The organism is Pseudomonas graminis (assembly GCF_001705435.1).
Taxonomy (GTDB): domain Bacteria; phylum Pseudomonadota; class Gammaproteobacteria; order Pseudomonadales; family Pseudomonadaceae; genus Aquipseudomonas; species Aquipseudomonas graminis_B.
On record NZ_MDEN01000065.1, the window covers coordinates 179,127 to 196,035 of the forward strand.

Below are 16,909 nucleotides of genomic sequence, written 5' to 3' on the forward strand. Positions count from 1 at the left end.
GGACCGTAATAAAAGTCAGCTCACGCCTTAGCGCAGCACTGACACCATCTGCGCCAGCGTGGTCAGCACATCGCGGGCGAGCTGTTTCGAGCGCTGGCCCGACCAGCCGGTGATGACATCCGGTGCGTCATCGTTGTCTTTGAACGGCATTTCCAGCGTCAGCGACAGGCACTTGTAACGCTCACCGACGCTGTTGCACGCCAGGTTCATGTTGGCCTGGCCCGGCGCCGATTTCGGATAGCCGTATTTGCTCTGGAAGTCCCGGGTCAAGCCGCCCAACCGCGCGCGGAAAGCCGCTTCCAATCGGGCTTGCTGGTCGGTGTACCCCGGATTGCCTTCGCAGGCGGCGGTGAAGACATAGGGGATTTCTTCATCGCCGTGGACGTCGAGGAACATGTCCACGCCGTATTTTTCCATCTGGGTTTTGACGAAGAACACTTCCGGGCTGAGCTCGGGGGTCGTGTCCTGCCAGGCGCGGTTGAGGTCCTTGCCTTGAGCGTTGGTGCGCAGATGGCCGTGGAACGAGCCGTCCGGGTTCATGTGCGGCACCAGGTACAGGTTCGCCGACGCCAGCAACGCCTGCAGTTCAGGGTCGTTTTCCTGCAGCCGCTCGATGATGCCTTCCATGAACCACTCGGCCATGTGCTCGCCGGGGTGCTGTTGGGCGATGATCCAGATGTTGCGCTTGCCCGCCGCGCCGTCGCCCTTGCGCAGCAGCGGGATGTCCCGGCCTTCGACACTCTTGCCGGTGGCCAGCAGCTCGGTGCCGGCCTTGTTCAGCGCTTCATTCACCAGCCAGTCGTGGCGCTCGCGGCTGTAGGGTTCGAAGTAGGCAAACCACACCTGGGATTCGCTGGGCGTCAGCTCGAAGTTCAGCGCACGGCCGTCGAACTGGCTCGGCACGCGGAACCAGGTTTTCTGATCGTAGGAGGCGACCGCGTTGTAGCCGGTCCAGGCGCCGTTGTAGCTCGACTCGCCAGCATTGGTCAGGCTGAAACCGTGGGGCTCGCCGATCTGCAGGCCGTCGACCTTGAAATGGAACCACTGGAAGTGCGCGCTCTTGGTGTCAGGGCGAATCGCCAGTTGCATCGCTTTCGGGTTGCTGGCGTCGAGCACGACGATGTTGCCGCTGTCGAAATCGGCGGAGATATTAAGGGCGGTTTGAGTCACGGGAGCGTCCTGATTGCATAATCTGCCATTACGAGGCCATCGGGAGGTAATGCAGGCCGCGCCTGATTCCCTCACTGGGCTGTTATGACAATTACTTTACACGCAACCAGCGGGGGCACGGCGACAGAATCGTTCGCCAAAGGGTCGGAGCCTGACTCAGCTGTACGCCTCGGCAGTCACCAGCAGACCGCACAGCAGCACCGTCATCAGCAACCAGCCGACATAGGCGCGGGGTTTGCGCCGATGCCAGCCACTGGCGCCCAGAATCGCAGCGGGTGCATGAAGCGTGCGCCAGAACTGCTCACTGTTTTGAAAGGCCGCCAGGTGTCGGGGATCGGCGTCGAGCCAGTGACGGAACTCGATGCGCTGACTGGCGGTGGCCTGGGGGCTTTGCAGGTGCACGTACCAGCGCAGGGCCTGAAGCAAAATGGCTCGGGCCGGGTCATGTTCGGCGGATTCGCTGACACAACGTTCGAGCGCTGCGGTCATGCAGCGTTCGACGGCGGTGGCGTCGATATCAAGCAGTTGGGCGATGTCGGTGTAGGAAAAGTCGTCGAGGCGGCTCAGCAGAAACACCTGCTGAACCCTGCGCGGCAACCGCTGAAGACGGCGTCGGTACAGGTCGGTTTCAGCGCTCGCGCCCAGGGCAGGCGGCACGGTGGAGGCGGTCATCAACGAATCGAACGGCTGAGTCATGGCGTATTGCTCACTGTTTGAATAGCGGCGGTCGCGGAAAACAACGGGAGTGCGTTCGGATCTTTAACGGGTGTTTTTTACTGAATGTGTCAGTTTTTGACAGCGGCAACGGTGCATTGCTCGCTCCATTTGCTATGATGCGCGCCATCGAAAAGACAGATCACTGTCGAACCCTCTTCATTAGCCTGAAGACGCAACACCCGACCGAACCCAGACCCGAAAAGGGCATAAAAAAAAGACCCGGCTATAAGCCGGGTCAAAAACCGTGATTAGCCTGATGAGGAGATAATCCGGAAGCCGACCTAAGGCTTCTGGGTTACCAGCCAGTCTCACGACTGGTTGCGCTCAATAATAATCATTCCCATTTGAGAGTCAATGCTTTTTTCGCGCCCGTGTGAAAAGAGTTTTCCCATGGGCGCGTTCTGCCTTCAACTCTCCGCCAGCCTGCAGCTCAGCAAATCGGCAGCCTAGTCGATCGGCAATTCTGTCGTACGCTTCACCACACTCATCGCGATGTTCGAATGCGCTTCCTGCACATGGGGGCTTTGCAGCAGGTGGTCGCGCAGAAAACGCTCGTAGCTGGCGATGTCCTGCACCACCACCTTGAGCAGGAAATCCATGTCGCCGGCCATGGTGTAGCACTCCAGCACCTCTCGAAACCCGGTGATCGCCTCCTCGAACTCCGTCAGGTATTTGCGCCCGTGCCCGGACAGCTTGACGTCGACGAACACGGTCATGGTCAGCCCGAGTTTGGCCGGGTTGAGCAGGGCGACTTTACGCTCGATGATGCCTTCTTCTTCCAGACGATTGATGCGCCGCCAGCAGGGTGATTGCGAGAGTTCGACGCGCTCGGCGATCTCGGCGGCGGACAGATTGGCGTCGTGCTGCAACAGACGGAGGATCTTGCGATCGATGGGGCTGAGCTTGACCTGCATGAATTGACCCTTTTTTATTCTTGAACGGGAACGGGCATGCACGATATGAGCAGATTCGCGTCGATTTAGGAAGAAAAAGCCTCTGTCGCGCAGGCAGTATTTTGTCTGTGACCGTCGGGCTGAACCGTCCTGACGGCGAGGCGCTGGCAAGGCTGCACACGCCACTGGCGCCGCATTCAAAACGCACTAATAAAAACAAAGGAGTGCCTGAATGTCCCTGGCTGATATTCGTCTGGACGATAAGTACCGACTCGCAACCGGCAATCTGTACCTGACCGGAACCCAGGCGCTGACCCGCCTGCCGATGCTGCAGAAGCAGCGCGATGAAGCCCGCGGGCTCAACACCGCCGGGTTTATCTCGGGCTATCGCGGCTCGCCGTTGGGCAACCTCGACAAGAGCCTCTGGGACGCCAAGGATTATCTCCAGCAGAACGCCATTCATTTCCAGCCGGGCGTCAACGAAGAGCTCGCCGCGACGGCGGTCTGGGGCAGTCAGCAAGTCAATCTGTTCCCCCACGGCAAGTACGATGGCGTCTTCGCCCTCTGGTACGGCAAGGGCCCGGGCGTTGACCGCTGCGGCGACGTGTTCAAGCACGGCAACTCGGCCGGCGTCGCCGAAAAGGGTGGCGTCCTGATCCTCGCTGGCGACGACCATGGCTGCAAATCGTCGACCATCGCGCACCAGAGCGAACACGCGTTCATCGCCTCGATGATCCCGGTGCTCAACCCCAGCAACGTCCAGGAAATCCTCGACTACGGCATCATCGGCTGGGAGCTGTCGCGCTACAGCGGTTGCTGGGTGGCGATGAAAACCATCGCCGAAAACGTCGATTCGTCGGCCGTGGTCGAAGTCGATCCGCTGCGCATCCAGACCCAGATTCCCGAAGACTTCCAGATTCCCGAAGGCGGCCTGCACATTCGCTGGCCCGACCCGCCGCTGGCTCAAGAGGCGCGGCTCAATACCTACAAAATCTACGCCGCCCGTGCGTTCGCCCGTGCCAACCACCTCAACAAAGTGGTCATTGATTCGCCGCAGCCGCGGCTGGGCATCATCACCACCGGCAAGTCGTACCTCGACGTGCGTCAGGCCCTGGAAGAGCTGGGCATCGACGAAGACCTCTGCGCCTCGGTGGGGATTCGCGTGCTCAAGGTCGGCATGAGCTGGCCGCTGGAGCCGGTGTCAGTGCACGGCTTTGCGGAAGGGCTGGACGAAATCCTGGTGGTCGAGGAAAAACGCAGCGTGATCGAGGATCAGCTCACCGGTCAGCTGTACAACTGGCCGGTGGATCAGCGCCCTCGTGTGGTCGGTGAGTTCGATGAAGAAGGCCGCTCGCTGTTGCCCAACCTGGCTGAACTGACACCGGCAATGATCGCCCGCGTCATCGCCAAACGCCTTGCGCCGATCTACAGCAGCCCGAAAATCGAGGCACGCCTGCAGTTTCTGGCCGACAAGGAAAAAGCCCTCGCCGCGCCGCTGTTCAACACCCAGCGCACCCCGCATTTCTGCTCCGGCTGCCCCCACAACACCTCGACCCGCGTACCCGAGGGCAGTCGCGCCCTGGCCGGTATCGGCTGCCATTACATGACCATCTGGATGGACCGGGAAACCGAGACGTTCACCCAGATGGGCGGTGAGGGCGTGACCTGGATCGGCCAGGCGCCTTTCACTGAAACGCCCCACGTGTTCCAGAACCTTGGCGACGGCACGTACTTCCACTCCGGGCACCTGGCGCTGCGGGCGGCCGTCGCGTCGAAGGTCAATATCACCTACAAGATTCTCTATAACGACGCCGTCGCCATGACCGGTGGCCAGCCCATCGATGGCGTGTTGCGGGTGGATCAGCTCAGCCGGCAGGTGTTCAACGAAGGCGTTCAGCGCATTGCGCTGGTCTCGGATGAGCCGGAGAAATACCCGAGCCGCGAGCAGTTTGCACCGATCACCACCTTCCACCACCGCAGCGACCTGGACGCCGTGCAGCGCGAACTGCGTGAGTTCAAGGGCGTGTCGGTGATCATCTACGACCAGACCTGCGCCACGGAAAAACGCCGTCGCCGCAAACGCGGCACGATGGTCGATCTGGACAAGCGCGCCATCATCAACCCGGCCGTGTGCGAAGGCTGTGGCGATTGCGGCGTCAAATCGGGTTGCCTGTCGGTGCTGCCGAAGGAAACACCGGAAGGGCGCAAGCGCGAAATCGATCAGAGCGCGTGCAACAAGGATTTCAGCTGCGTCGAGGGCTTTTGCCCCAGCTTCGTGACGGTGCACGGCGGCAAACTGCGCAAGCCACAGTTGCCCAAGCAGGCCCAGGCCTTCGCGGAGCTGCCGCAGCCGACGCTGCCGAGCCTCGATCAGCCATACAACATTCTGCTGCCGGGTGTGGGCGGAACGGGCGTGACCACTGTCGGCGCGATGCTGGGTTACGCGGCCAATCTGGAAGGCAAGGGGTGCAGCGTGCTCGACCAGGCCGGTCTGGCACAGAAGTTTGGCCCGGTGGTCAGCCACATTCGTATCGCCGCGCGCCAGGAAGATCTGTTCGCCGTGCGCATCGCGGCCGGTGAGGCGCATCTGCTGCTGGGCTGTGACCTGTTGGTGGCGTCGGGCCCTGATGCCATCGCCAAGCTCAACAGCGCGAAAAGCCATGCGGTAATCAATAGCCAGCAGACGCCAACGGCTGAATTCACCCGCAATCCCGACGCCGAGTTCCCGGCCGAAGCGATGATGCAGACCATCCGCGAAGCCGTCGGCGCTGATAAAACGCATTTCGTGCAAGCGACGGATCTGGCGACCAAACTGATGGGTGACAGCATCGCCAGCAACCTCTTCATGCTGGGCTATGCCTTCCAGCTGGGACTGATTCCGCTGACCTCTGCAGCCATCGAAAAAGCCATCGAGCTCAACGGCGTGGCGGTCAATCTGAACCAGCAAGCGTTCCTGTGGGGGCGTCGTGCCGCGTTTGACCTACCGGCGGTGCAAGCGGCCGCCAATCCGCAGACCCAGCCAACGCCGGACCCTGAGCACCTGACCCTGGAGGAGCGTGTCACGCGCAATGTTCACGGTTTGATCGCCTATCAGAATGGTGCGCTCAGCGAGCGGTACCTGACGCTGGTGAACCGTGTGCGGGAGGCCGAAGCGCGGCTGTTTCCGGGCCAGCCGCCTGCGTTGACCGAGGCGGTGGCGTTTAACTACTTCAAGCTGCTGGCCTACAAGGACGAGTACGAAGTGGCGCGGCTGTACAGTAACGGCGATTTCACCCGTCAGCTGCAAGCGCAGTTCGAAGGCGATTACCGCATTGAGTTTCATCTGGCGCCGTCTTGGTTGGCTAAGCGTGACCCGAACAACGGCGTGCCGCGCAAACGCAGTTTCGGGCCGTGGATGCTGAAGGCGTTCGACGTGCTGGCTCGCTTCAAATTCCTGCGCGGCACGGTGCTCGATCCGTTCGGCCGCAGCATCGAGCGTCGACAGGAGCGCGAGTTGATTGATGCGTATGTGGGCGACATCGAGCTGATCCTTGGCCACCTGAGTGCCGGCAATCGGCACACCGCGCTGAATCTGGCGCGCCTGCCGGAGCGGATTCGCGGTTATGGTCACGTCAAGGAAAGCGCGATGAAAGCGGCGGCACTGCAGGCGGCACGGATGCGCCAGAGCCTGGTCAGTGGTGAGGTGGAAGTGCTGAAGTTGTATGAAGTAGCGGCGTAAAGGCAGGGAGGAGGCCGGTCAGGCCTCCTTCTATCGCACTGGATGCATCGCTTAGTAGGACCGGCTTTAGCCGGGAAGAGGCCAGTTTGTCCACCCTCAATGGCGCGGCGTGACTGCTGGCGCTTTCCCGGCTGCACGCGGTCCTACATAACTGCAGCCGGCCAGCAGCCGATCATTCGGCCTGTACCACAGCTTCCAGTTCCACCAGCACTGCCCCTTCCTTGACCATCTCACCTTCGCTGCAATACAGCGCTGTCACGGTGCCGGCGGTGTTCGCGCGGATGCTGTGTTCCATTTTCATCGCTTCCAGGACCACAAGCGGAGTGCCGACCTGCACCTGTTCGCCCACGCCGACCAACACCCGAACGATGCTGCCGTTCATGGGGGCGGTGAGGCCGCCGTGGTGGCCGTGGTTTGAATCCACGTCGGCAATCGGGTCAACCGCGCGGATCCCATGCACATCGCCCTGCCATTGCAGGTAAAGCGTGTCAGCCCGGCGGATCGCAAGGGTCTGCCGGCGCACGCCATCCCGCTCGATCAGCAGGTGCTCGCCGTTCAGCCGAACGCCCTGCCGGGAGTCACTTCGCAACACCATGCTTCGAGACGCTGCGCCACACGCCAGGTGCAACGTCACTTCGCTTGGGCCGCCCAGGCGCAGCCCGGTGCGGGCCGACCAGGGCGAATGGGCGTCGTCGGCTCTGACCGTCACTGGCGCGGCGCTCAGGTATGCCTGTGCCGCCAGCTGCCAGAATTCCTCTGTCAAACCCTCGGCCGCTGGCAGCAGCTCGTCTTGATAGCGAGGGATAAAACCGGTGTCCAGCTCCGCGTCGGTGAAGGCCGGGTGCGCGACGATGCGGCGCAAAAAACCGAGGTTGGTGCGCAAACCGCCGATGGCGAATTCGTCGAGCATCGCCAGCAATCGCAAGCGCGCTTCTTCGCGGGTCTGGCCCCAGGCAATCAGTTTGCCGAGCATCGGGTCGTAGAACGGCGAGACCTCGTCGCCTTCCGCGACGCCGCTGTCGACGCGACGCCCCGGCCCCGCAGATGATTCGCGATACAGCGTCAGCGTCCCGGTGGCGGGCAAAAAGTCGTTGGCCGGATCTTCCGCATACAGCCGCACTTCAATCGCGTGGCCGTTCAGCGGCACTTCGGCCTGGGTGATCGGCAGCGGCTCGCCCCGGGCCACGCGAATCTGCCAGGCCACCAGGTCCAGCCCGGTAATTGCCTCGGTCACCGGGTGCTCGACCTGCAGGCGCGTGTTCATTTCCATGAAGAAGAAATCGCCCCGGGCGTCCAGCAGAAACTCCACCGTGCCGGCGCCGACGTAGCCGATCGCCTGTGCCGCGCGCACCGCCGCTTCGCCCATGGCCTGACGCATGTGCGGTGTCAGGCCCGGCGCCGGGGCTTCTTCGACGACTTTCTGGTGACGGCGCTGAATCGAGCAGTCGCGCTCGTTGAGGTACAGGCAGTGGCCGTGCTGGTCGGCAAACACCTGAATCTCCACATGGCGCGGCTTGAGCACGTACTTTTCGACGAGCATGCGCGAGTCGCCGAACGACGACTGCGCCTCACGTTGCGCGGACGCCAGCGCTTCGGCCAGATCCTCGTCGCGCTCGACCACCTTCATGCCCTTGCCGCCACCGCCGGCGGTGGCCTTGAGCAGCACCGGGTAGCCGATGCGGGCGGACGCTTCGCGGAAGGTCGCGGCGTCTTGGGCCTCGCCGTGGTAGCCGGGTACCAGTGGCACGCCAGCGGTGTCCATCAGCGACTTGGCCGCTGATTTGCTGCCCATGGCGTCAATGGCCGAGGCGGGCGGGCCAAGGAAAATCAGGCCGGCCTGTTCCACCGCGCGGGCAAAACCTGCGTTTTCCGAGAGAAACCCATAACCGGGGTGAATGGCCTGGGCGCCACTGACTTGGGCGGCTGCAATCAGCCTGTCGATGTGCAGGTAGCTTTCGCTGGGCTTGCTGCCCCCGAGGTTCACCGCGATGTCCGCCTCGCGGACATGCCGCGCGTGGCTGTCGGTGGCGCTGTGCACGGCGACGGTGGTCAGGCCCATGGCCTTGGCCGTGCGCATGACCCGGCAGGCGATTTCGCCACGGTTGGCGATCAGCACCGAATTCAGTGGTTGCATGTGCGGGACGCTCATCAGTGCGACTCTCCTTGTGGGGGCCGCGGGCCTTGCAGCGGTTGGGATAGCGTGCGGGGCTCGCCGCGCCAGGCCGGTTCGCGCTTCTGCAGAAACGCGCGCAGACCTTCCTGGCCTTCGGCGCTGACGCGGATGCGCGCGATGGCGTTCTCGCAATAGCGGCGCAGGGCAGGGGTCAGCTCACCGTCGGCGACTTCGCGCAGCAGGTCTTTGCTGACGCGCATGGCCTGGGGGCTGTTGAGCAGCAGGTTGGCGATCCAGTGTTCCAGGTGCTGTTCCAGCTCGGCAGCGGGGTAACACTCGGCCAACAGGCCGATCTGCCGCGCCCGGGTGCCGTCGAAACGTTCGGCGGTCAGCGCGTAGCGTCGCGCGTGACGTTCGCCAATCGCCTGCACCACGAACGGGCTGATCACCGCCGGGGCCAGGCCGATCTTCACTTCCGAGAGGCAGAACTGCGCGTCATCGGCGCCGATGGCCATGTCGCAGCAGCTGATCAGGCCCAGTGCGCCGCCATAGGCCGCGCCTTGCACCACGGCGAGGGTCGGCGCCTTGAACTTGGCGAGGTTGTACATCAACTCACCCAGCTCGCGGGCATCGCCCAGGTTGGTGTTGTAGTCGAGATTGGCCGACTCCTGCATCCAGGCCAGATCGGCACCGGCGCTGAAGTGCCGGCCGCGTCCGCGCACCAGCAGAAACCGCAGGCTGTCGTCCCGCTGCAACTGGTCAAGGGCGATGATCAGCTCGCGAATCATCTGCGCGTTGAAGGCGTTGTTTTTCTCCGGCCGGTTGAGCCAGAGCGTGGCGAACCCGCGTGGGTCGAGGGCGATGTCGAGGGTGGCGAAATCATTCATGGGGCGATTCTCTCGGGTCACATCCGGAACACGCCGAAGCGGGTCGGTTCGATGGCGGCGTTGAGCGAGGCGCTGATGGCCAGGCCGAGAATGTCGCGGGTCTGGGCGGGGTCAATGACACCGTCGTCCCACAGCCGGGCGCTGGAATACCAGGGATGGCCCTGATGCTCGTACTGATCGAGGATCGGCTGGCGCAACGCCGCTTCCTCCTCGGCGCTGAACGTCTGGCCGCTGCGTTCGGCCTGTTCACGCTTGACCTGCACCAGCACGCCTGCGGCCTGTTCGCCGCCCATGACGCCGATCCGCGCGTTGGGCCACATCCACAGAAAGCGCGGGTCATAAGCGCGGCCGCACATGCCGTAGTTGCCCGCGCCAAAACTGCCGCCGATGATCACCGTAAACTTCGGCACGTTCGCGCACGCCACGGCAGTCACCAACTTGGCGCCGTGCTTGGCGATGCCCCCGGCTTCGTACTTCTGGCCGACCATGAAGCCGGTGATGTTCTGCAGAAACAACAGCGGAATGCCGCGCTGGCAGGCCAGTTCGATGAAGTGCGCGCCTTTCTGCGCGGCTTCAGCGAAGAGAATGCCGTTGTTGGCGAGGATGGCGATCGGGTAGCCGTGCAGATGGGCGAAGCCGCACACCAGCGTGGTGCCGAACAGCGCCTTGAATTCATCGAACACCGAACCGTCCACCAGCCGCGCGATGACTTCGCGCACGTCGAACGGCTGCTTGGCGTCTGCCGGGATCACGCCGTACAGCTCGTCATCCCCATATAACGGCGCCTGAGGCGGGCGGGTCTGCAACTGGCCGAGCTTGCGCCAGTTCAGGTTGGCCACACAGCGCCGTGCCAGCGCCAAGGCGTGGTCATCGCTGTCGGCGTAATGATCGGCCACCCCGGAGACCTTGCAGTGCACGTCGGCCCCGCCGAGGTCTTCGGCGCTGACCACTTCGCCTGTGGCGGCTTTCACCAGCGGCGGCCCGGCGAGAAAGATGGTCGCTTGTTCGCGGACCATGATGGTTTCGTCGGCCATGGCCGGCACATAGGCGCCGCCCGCAGTGCAGGAACCCATGACCACGGCGATCTGGGCGATGCCCTCAGCACTCAGGTTGGCCTGATTGAAGAAGATCCTGCCGAAGTGTTCACGGTCGGGGAACACTTCGTCCTGACGGGGCAGGTTGGCGCCGCCGGAGTCCACCAGGTAAATGCACGGCAAGCGATTCTGTTGGGCGATGGTCTGGGCGCGCAGGTGTTTTTTCACGGTCAGCGGGTAATAGGTGCCGCCTTTCACCGTGGCGTCGTTGGCGATGATCATGCATTCGACGCCTTCGACCCGGCCAATGCCGGCGATCAGCCCCGCAGCCGGGACGTCTTCGCCGTACACGTCATGGGCGGCGAGCTGGCTGAGTTCGAGGAAGGGCGAGCCGAGATCCAGCAGGCGGTTGATCCGCTCCCGGGGCAGCAGTTTGCCCCGGGAGGTGTGGCGTTCCTGCGCCTTGGCACCGCCGCCGCGCTGTACGTGGTCGAGCAGGCCGTGCAGGGCGTCAAGTTGCTTGCGCATGGCCTCGCTGTTGGTGGCGAATTCCGGCGAGCGCGGGTTGATCTGGGTGTGCAGAGTGGTCATGGGGCCTCCGGCGCTGTCAGCGGGTTTCGTTGAACAGCTCACGCCCGATCAGCATGCGGCGGATTTCGCTGGTCCCGGCGCCGATCTCGTAGAGCTTGGCGTCGCGCAGCAGTCGTCCGGCGGGGAATTCGTTGATGTAGCCGTTGCCGCCGAGAATCTGGATGGTGTCCAGGGCAAATTGCGTGGCGCGCTCGGCGGCGTAGAGGATCACCCCGGCGGCGTCCTTGCGCGTGGTCTCGCCGCGCTCGCAGGCCTGGGCCACCGCATACAGGTAGGCGCGGCTGGCGTTGAGCTGGGTGTACATGTCGGCAACCTTGCCCTGGATCAGCTGGAACTCGCCGATGCTCTGGCCGAATTGTTTGCGGTCGTGAATGTACGGCAGCACCACGTCCATGCACGCCTGCATGATCCCGACCGGCCCGCCCGAGAGGACGACGCGTTCGTAATCCAGGCCGCTCATCAGCACCTTCACGCCGCCGTTGAGCGCGCCGAGCAGGTTTTCTTCCGGCACTTCGACGTCATCGAAGAACAGCTCGCAGGTGTTGGAGCCGCGCATGCCGAGCTTGTCGAACTTGTTGCCTCGGGAGAAGCCGTGCCAGTCGCGTTCGACGATGAACGCGCTGATGCCGTGGGCGCCTTTTTCCAGGTCGGTCTTGGCGTAGATCACGTAAGTGTTGGCGTCAGGGCCGTTGGTGATCCAGGTCTTGCTGCCGTTGAGCACGAAGCGGTCGCCCCGACGGTCGGCTCGCAGCTTCATCGAGACCACGTCGGAGCCGGCGTTGGGTTCGCTCATCGCCAGGGCGCCCACGTGCTCGCCGCTGATCAGCTTGGGCAGGTAGCGGGCTTTCTGTTCGGGGGTGCCGTTGCGGTTGATCTGGTTGACGCAGAGATTGGAATGGGCGCCGTAGGACAGTGCCGCTGAGGCAGAACCCCGGCTGATTTCTTCCATGGCGATGACATGGGCCAGGTAGCCCAGGCCTGCGCCGCCGTACTGCTCATCGACGGTGATGCCCAGCAGGCCCATGTCGCCGAACTTGCGCCACATGTCGGCGGGAAAGAGGTTGTCTTTGTCGATCTGTGCGGCACGCGGGGCAAGCTCGGCGGCCACGAAGGCGCGCACCTGGTCGCGCAGCATGTCGAGGGTTTCGCCGAGGCCGAAATTGAGCGTGGGGTAATTCATGGACTGCATCCCGTGTTGTTATTGGAGGGCTGACAGGGGGAAAAGAAACTGCGTCACCTTTACGTTAACGTAAGCCTGCAGTCGTGGTGATGTCAACGACGATGAAGTGCTATCGCTGGTGATAATCGGGAGGGGAGGTTTACGAATGACGAATAGCACGAAGGGGAGCCTGGGCTCCCCTTCAAGTTCGATTGCATGCTCGTTTTTATTAGTAAGTGGCCTGTTGTTGTTTTTGGCAGCCAGCTTCTTTTGCTTTTCTGAGCGACCCCCAAGCGGGGCCAAGAGCAAACGTATTTTTTTGAGCGCTGATCCGCTTCGATCTTTCGATCCGACTCGTCTGGTAGCTGCCTGAACGCAGTTTTATTGTTCTCAGTCCGGTCGTGAGGCCAGAGCCTCAAGTAGAGCGATCCACTCCAAAAAAATCAGTTAGCTGCGTCTCTGTCCGTGTTGTTCTTGTTATGTCAGAGCCGATACGTCTTGTTTTTATTGGGTCATTGCATTTGTTATTTTTGTTGTACGTAAGACATAGCAGAAGCCATGCCAACTTTTCAGAGTTCCCGGTTTGCGGGGCTTTGCGGATTTCACCGGCCTGGATTCACTGCTGAATCTGTCGCCAGGTGTTTCCGTGTTACCCGTTTCCCTGAACACGATGGCGGGCAGGGTAACACTGTGTGACAAGTTGTCGCACATCAGGCCGGCAGACGTGCCTTCGCCACCCGTGACCCATTTGCCCGACCGAGGGTGTCGCTGATGCGCTGACCGGCTGCAATCAGCTTGTCCAGATCGATACCCGTCTCAATGCCGAGGCCGTTCAGCAGGTAAACCACGTCCTCGCTGGCCACGTTGCCGGTCGCGCCTTTGGCGTAGGGGCACCCGCCGAGGCCGGCCACCGAGCTGTCGAACACGTGAATGCCTTCCAGCAGGCTGGCGTAGAGATTGGCCAGCGCCTGGCCGTAGGTGTCGTGGAAATGCCCGGCCAGCTTGCCCCGGGGGATCTGCCCGGCGACCACGTCGAACAGCGTGCGGGTGGCGCCCGGCGTGCCGGTGCCAATGGTGTCGCCCAGGGAGACCTCGTAGCAGCCCATGGAGAACAGCTCGTTGGCGACTGACGCCACTTGCTTCGGTGAAATGTCACCTTCATAGGGGCAACCCAGCACGCACGACACGTAGCCGCGAACGCTGATGCCGTGCAGGCGCGCGGCTTCCATGATCGGCACAAACCGGTCCAGGCTCTCGCTGATCGAGCAGTTGATGTTGCGCTGGGAGAACGATTCCGAGGCGGCGGCGAATACCGCGACCTCTTTCACGCCCGCCGCCAGCGCGTCTTCGAATCCGCGCAAGTTGGGTGCCAGCGCGGCGTAGGTCACGCCTTCCTTCGGCTGGATGCCGGCGAACAGTTCAGCGGAGCCGGCCATCTGCGGCACCCATTTCGGCGACACGAAACTGCCCGCTTCGATATAGCTGACGCCCGCATCGGCGAGGTCGTGCACCAGTTGCAGCTTGTCGCTGACGCTGACCGGGCGGGATTCGTTCTGCAGGCCATCCCGAGGGCCGACTTCAACCAGACGCACACGTTGAGGGAGAGACATAGCGGCATCGTTCCTGAAAGATTTGGCTTTAGGTTTTTGTTCTATGGGACTGAATCAGCTGGATATTTCCAGTGCGGCCTTGCAGCGTTCTTCTGCTGTGTCGAGTTCTAGTTGCATTTGTTGAATGTCCAGAAGCTGCTGATCCAGCTGCGCGCGACGCTCGGCGATTTTTTCCAGCATGGTGCTCAATTGTTTGTGGTTGCCGCCGTCGGGGTCGTACAGACCGATGAGGTCGCGGCATTCGGCGAGGGAGAAGCCGATGCGCTTGCCGCGCAGAATGAGTTTGAGGGTGACCTTGTCACGGGCCGAATACACCCGCTCCATCCCCCGGCGTTCGGGGCTGAGCATGCCTTGTTCTTCGTAGAAGCGGATGGTGCGGGTGGTGATGTCCAGCTCGCGGGCGAGGTCGGAAATGCTGTAGGTGGTGGCGGTCATGGCAGTGCTCGATACGGAAGGCCTGGGCGTAACGTAAGTGGGGCTTTACGTTAACGTCAAGGGCGTTATCAAACACTGGACAGCTTTTGCCAATCGTAGGACGGCGTTTTGAATGTAGGACCGGCTTCAGCCGGGAAAGGGCCAGCAGCGACACCGCAAAATGGATGGTGTCCGCAAGGGCCTCTTCCCGGCTAAAGCCGGTCCTACGTTGACCGCAGGCGCCGCTGAACCTTCACTTCACTGCTTCAAGGGTCTTGCCCAACTTGCGCTCCTGCGCAGTCACCAATTGGCAGAGTTCGATGATCTGCTCACGCATCCAGCGGTTGGCGGGGTCCTGATCGGTGCTTTCGTGCCAGTACAGGTGGGTTTCCACGGTCGGCACGTCGTTGACCGGCAGGTGCACGAAATGCAGGTCATTGCGCCGGGCGAAGCGCTCGGGAACGGTCATCACCATGTCGGTTTGCTGCAACACCTGCGAGGCCATCAGGTAATGCTGCGAACGCAACGCCACCTTACGCTGGATACCCATTTTTCCGAGCGCCAGATCCACATAACCCAAGCCACTGCGCCGGCTGGAAATATGAATGTGCGCGACGCTGAGATAGTCATCCAGGCTGATGGCCTCCTTGTTTGCCAGGGGGTGGCCACGGCGCATGGCGCACACGTAGCGGTCTTCCATCAACTTGACGTGGCGCACCTGGGGGTCGGTATTCAACGGCGCGTCGACGGCGAAATCCAGTCGGCCCGCCGCGAGTTCCTTGGTCGTCTCCCGGCGCTTGGACAGAAAGCTTTCGATGGTTACGGCGGGCGCCAAGCGCCGCAGCCGTTGGAACAGTGCCGGCAGAATCACCGCTTCGGTGAGGTCGGTCATGCTGATGCGGTAATTCTTGTTGGCCTGCAGCGGATTGAAAATCCGGCTCTCCTGCACCGACACCCGCAGCAGCGACAGGGCGTTGCGCACCGGGCCGATGATGTTCTGCGCCATCGGGGTGGGCACCATGCCCTGGGCGGTGCGCACGAACAGTGGATCGTTGAAGGTTTCGCGAAGGCGCGACAGGGCGTTGGACACCGCAGGCTGGGTGATGCCGACGATCTGACCGGCGCGGGTCAGATTGGCTTCGGTGTAGATGGCGTCAAACACAATAAAGAGATTGAGATCGACCTTGCTCAGGTTCATTGCTGTGCGCCTCGTGCAGTTCTTGTTGTTTGGAATGCGCCGAATCATATATCGGTTATGAATGTTTATACACGCCGAGAATAGGTTAGATAAATGGGGGGCGCTGATCTAGCATCGGCTCACGACCTGACAACACCTCATAGAAGGCAGCCGCCCCATGGATTTCGCTTACTCCCCCAAGGTTCAGGCACTGCGCGAGCGCGTGACGGCCTTCATGGACACTCACGTGTACCCGGCCGAGCCCGTGTTCGAGCGCCAAGTGGCCGAAGGCGACCGCTGGCAGCCGACGGCGATCATGGAGGCGCTCAAGGCGAAGGCAAAGGCCGAGGGGCTGTGGAACCTGTTCCTGCCGGAATCCGAACGCGGGGCAGGGCTGTCGAATCTCGAGTACGCGCCGCTGGCGGAGATCATGGGCCGCTCGCTGCTCGGCCCGGAGCCGTTCAACTGTTCGGCGCCGGACACCGGCAACATGGAAGTGCTGGTGCGCTACGCCAGTGAGGCGCAGAAGGAACGCTGGCTGGAACCTTTGCTGCGCGGCGAGATTCGCTCCGCGTTTGCGATGACCGAACCCGACGTGGCGTCCTCGGATGCCACCAACATGGCCGCGACCGCAGTGCGTGATGGCGACGAGTGGGTGATCAACGGCCGCAAATGGTGGACCTCCGGCGCATGCGACCCGCGCTGCAAGATCATGGTGTTCATGGGCCTGAGCAACCCGGACGGCCCGCGTCATCAGCAGCATTCGATGATCCTGGTGCCAACTGACACGCCAGGGGTAAAAATCCTGCGGCCGCTGCCGGTGTTCGGCTACGACGATGCGCCCCACGGTCACGCCGAAGTGCTGTTCGAAAACGTGCGCGTGCCGTACGAAAACGTCCTGCTGGGTGAAGGACGTGGTTTCGAGATCGCCCAGGGTCGCCTTGGCCCAGGCAGGATTCACCACTGCATGCGTTCGGTCGGCATGGCGGAGCGCGCGCTGGAACTGATGTGCAAACGCTCGGTGCAGCGCACTGCGTTTGGCCGGCCGCTGGCGCGACTGGGTGGCAATATCGACAAGATCGCCGACTCGCGCATGGAAATCGACATGGCCCGGCTGCTGACCCTGAAAGCGGCCTACATGATGGACACCGTAGGCAACAAGGTGGCGAAGAGCGAGATCGCGCAGATCAAAGTGGTCGCGCCGAACGTCGCTCTGCGGGTGATCGACCGGGCGATCCAGATGCATGGCGGTGCGGGGGTGTCCGGCGATTTCCCGCTGGCCTACATGTACGCCATGCAGCGCACCCTGCGCCTGGCCGACGGCCCGGACGAAGTCCACCGCGCGGCGATCGGCAAATTCGAGATTGGCAAGTACGTGCCCAAGGAGATGATGCGCAGCGAACATCGGTGACCGACCACGACGTCG

General features: G+C 62.5%; 12 protein-coding genes. 2 read left to right on the plus strand and 10 right to left on the minus strand.

Annotated elements, in window-relative coordinates; translation table 11 throughout:
• Positions 1–27: 27 nt before the first annotated feature.
• From BBI10_RS17600 to BBI10_RS17610, 3 genes are all read right to left on the minus strand, one after another.
• Positions 28–1,170 (minus strand): M14 family metallopeptidase, encoded by a 1,143-nt coding sequence (locus BBI10_RS17600; RefSeq protein WP_065990582.1) that lies wholly within the window; start codon positions 1,168–1,170, stop codon positions 28–30.
• A gap of 156 nt (positions 1,171–1,326) precedes the next feature.
• Positions 1,327–1,866 (minus strand): DUF4880 domain-containing protein, encoded by a 540-nt coding sequence (locus BBI10_RS17605; RefSeq protein WP_083233157.1) that lies wholly within the window; start codon positions 1,864–1,866, stop codon positions 1,327–1,329.
• A 467-nt stretch (positions 1,867–2,333) separates the two neighbouring features.
• A complete protein-coding gene (locus tag BBI10_RS17610) occupies positions 2,334–2,801 on the minus strand; it encodes an Lrp/AsnC family transcriptional regulator (RefSeq protein ID WP_065990584.1) in 468 nt (155 codons plus the stop codon).
• 211 nt (positions 2,802–3,012) lie between these two features.
• Between BBI10_RS17610 and BBI10_RS17615 the strand changes: the two genes are divergently transcribed.
• Complete coding sequence (locus tag BBI10_RS17615; RefSeq protein ID WP_065990586.1) at positions 3,013–6,498, plus strand: indolepyruvate ferredoxin oxidoreductase family protein; 3,486 nt, start codon at positions 3,013–3,015, stop codon at positions 6,496–6,498.
• A 172-nt stretch (positions 6,499–6,670) separates the two neighbouring features.
• Here BBI10_RS17615 and BBI10_RS17620 read toward each other — a convergent pair whose 3' ends face one another.
• The 7 genes from BBI10_RS17620 to BBI10_RS17650 form a co-directional block, all read right to left on the minus strand.
• Positions 6,671–8,647 carry an acetyl/propionyl/methylcrotonyl-CoA carboxylase subunit alpha gene (locus tag BBI10_RS17620; RefSeq protein ID WP_065990588.1) on the minus strand — a complete coding sequence of 659 codons (1,977 nt, stop codon included), beginning with the start codon at positions 8,645–8,647 and terminating at the stop codon, positions 6,671–6,673.
• Complete coding sequence (locus tag BBI10_RS17625) at positions 8,647–9,498, minus strand: gamma-carboxygeranoyl-CoA hydratase (protein WP_065990589.1); 852 nt, start codon at positions 9,496–9,498, stop codon at positions 8,647–8,649. The genes BBI10_RS17620 and BBI10_RS17625 overlap by 1 nt, the downstream gene beginning before the upstream one ends.
• A 17-nt stretch (positions 9,499–9,515) precedes the next feature.
• On the minus strand, positions 9,516–11,123 hold the full coding sequence (locus tag BBI10_RS17630) for a carboxyl transferase domain-containing protein (RefSeq protein WP_065990590.1): 1,608 nt from the start codon (positions 11,121–11,123) through the stop codon (positions 9,516–9,518).
• Positions 11,124–11,139: 16 nt separating this feature from the next.
• Entirely contained in the window at positions 11,140–12,303 is a 1,164-nt protein-coding gene (locus tag BBI10_RS17635; RefSeq protein WP_065990591.1) for an isovaleryl-CoA dehydrogenase, read from the minus strand.
• 689 nt (positions 12,304–12,992) lie between these two features.
• The gene (locus BBI10_RS17640; RefSeq protein WP_065990592.1) at positions 12,993–13,892 is read right to left on the minus strand and encodes a hydroxymethylglutaryl-CoA lyase; all 900 of its coding nucleotides are present in this window, start codon (positions 13,890–13,892) and stop codon (positions 12,993–12,995) included.
• 54 nt (positions 13,893–13,946) lie between these two features.
• Positions 13,947–14,327: a MerR family transcriptional regulator gene (locus BBI10_RS17645; protein WP_065990595.1), complete on the minus strand. Its 381-nt coding sequence runs from the start codon at positions 14,325–14,327 to the stop codon at positions 13,947–13,949.
• A 232-nt stretch (positions 14,328–14,559) separates the two neighbouring features.
• Positions 14,560–15,504: a LysR family transcriptional regulator gene (locus tag BBI10_RS17650; RefSeq protein ID WP_065990597.1), complete on the minus strand. Its 945-nt coding sequence runs from the start codon at positions 15,502–15,504 to the stop codon at positions 14,560–14,562.
• Positions 15,505–15,661: 157 nt separating this feature from the next.
• Here BBI10_RS17650 and BBI10_RS17655 point away from each other — a divergent pair, with 157 nt between their 5' ends.
• Positions 15,662–16,894 (plus strand): acyl-CoA dehydrogenase, encoded by a 1,233-nt coding sequence (locus BBI10_RS17655; RefSeq protein WP_065990598.1) that lies wholly within the window; start codon positions 15,662–15,664, stop codon positions 16,892–16,894.
• The last annotated feature ends 15 nt before the right edge of the window (positions 16,895–16,909 follow it).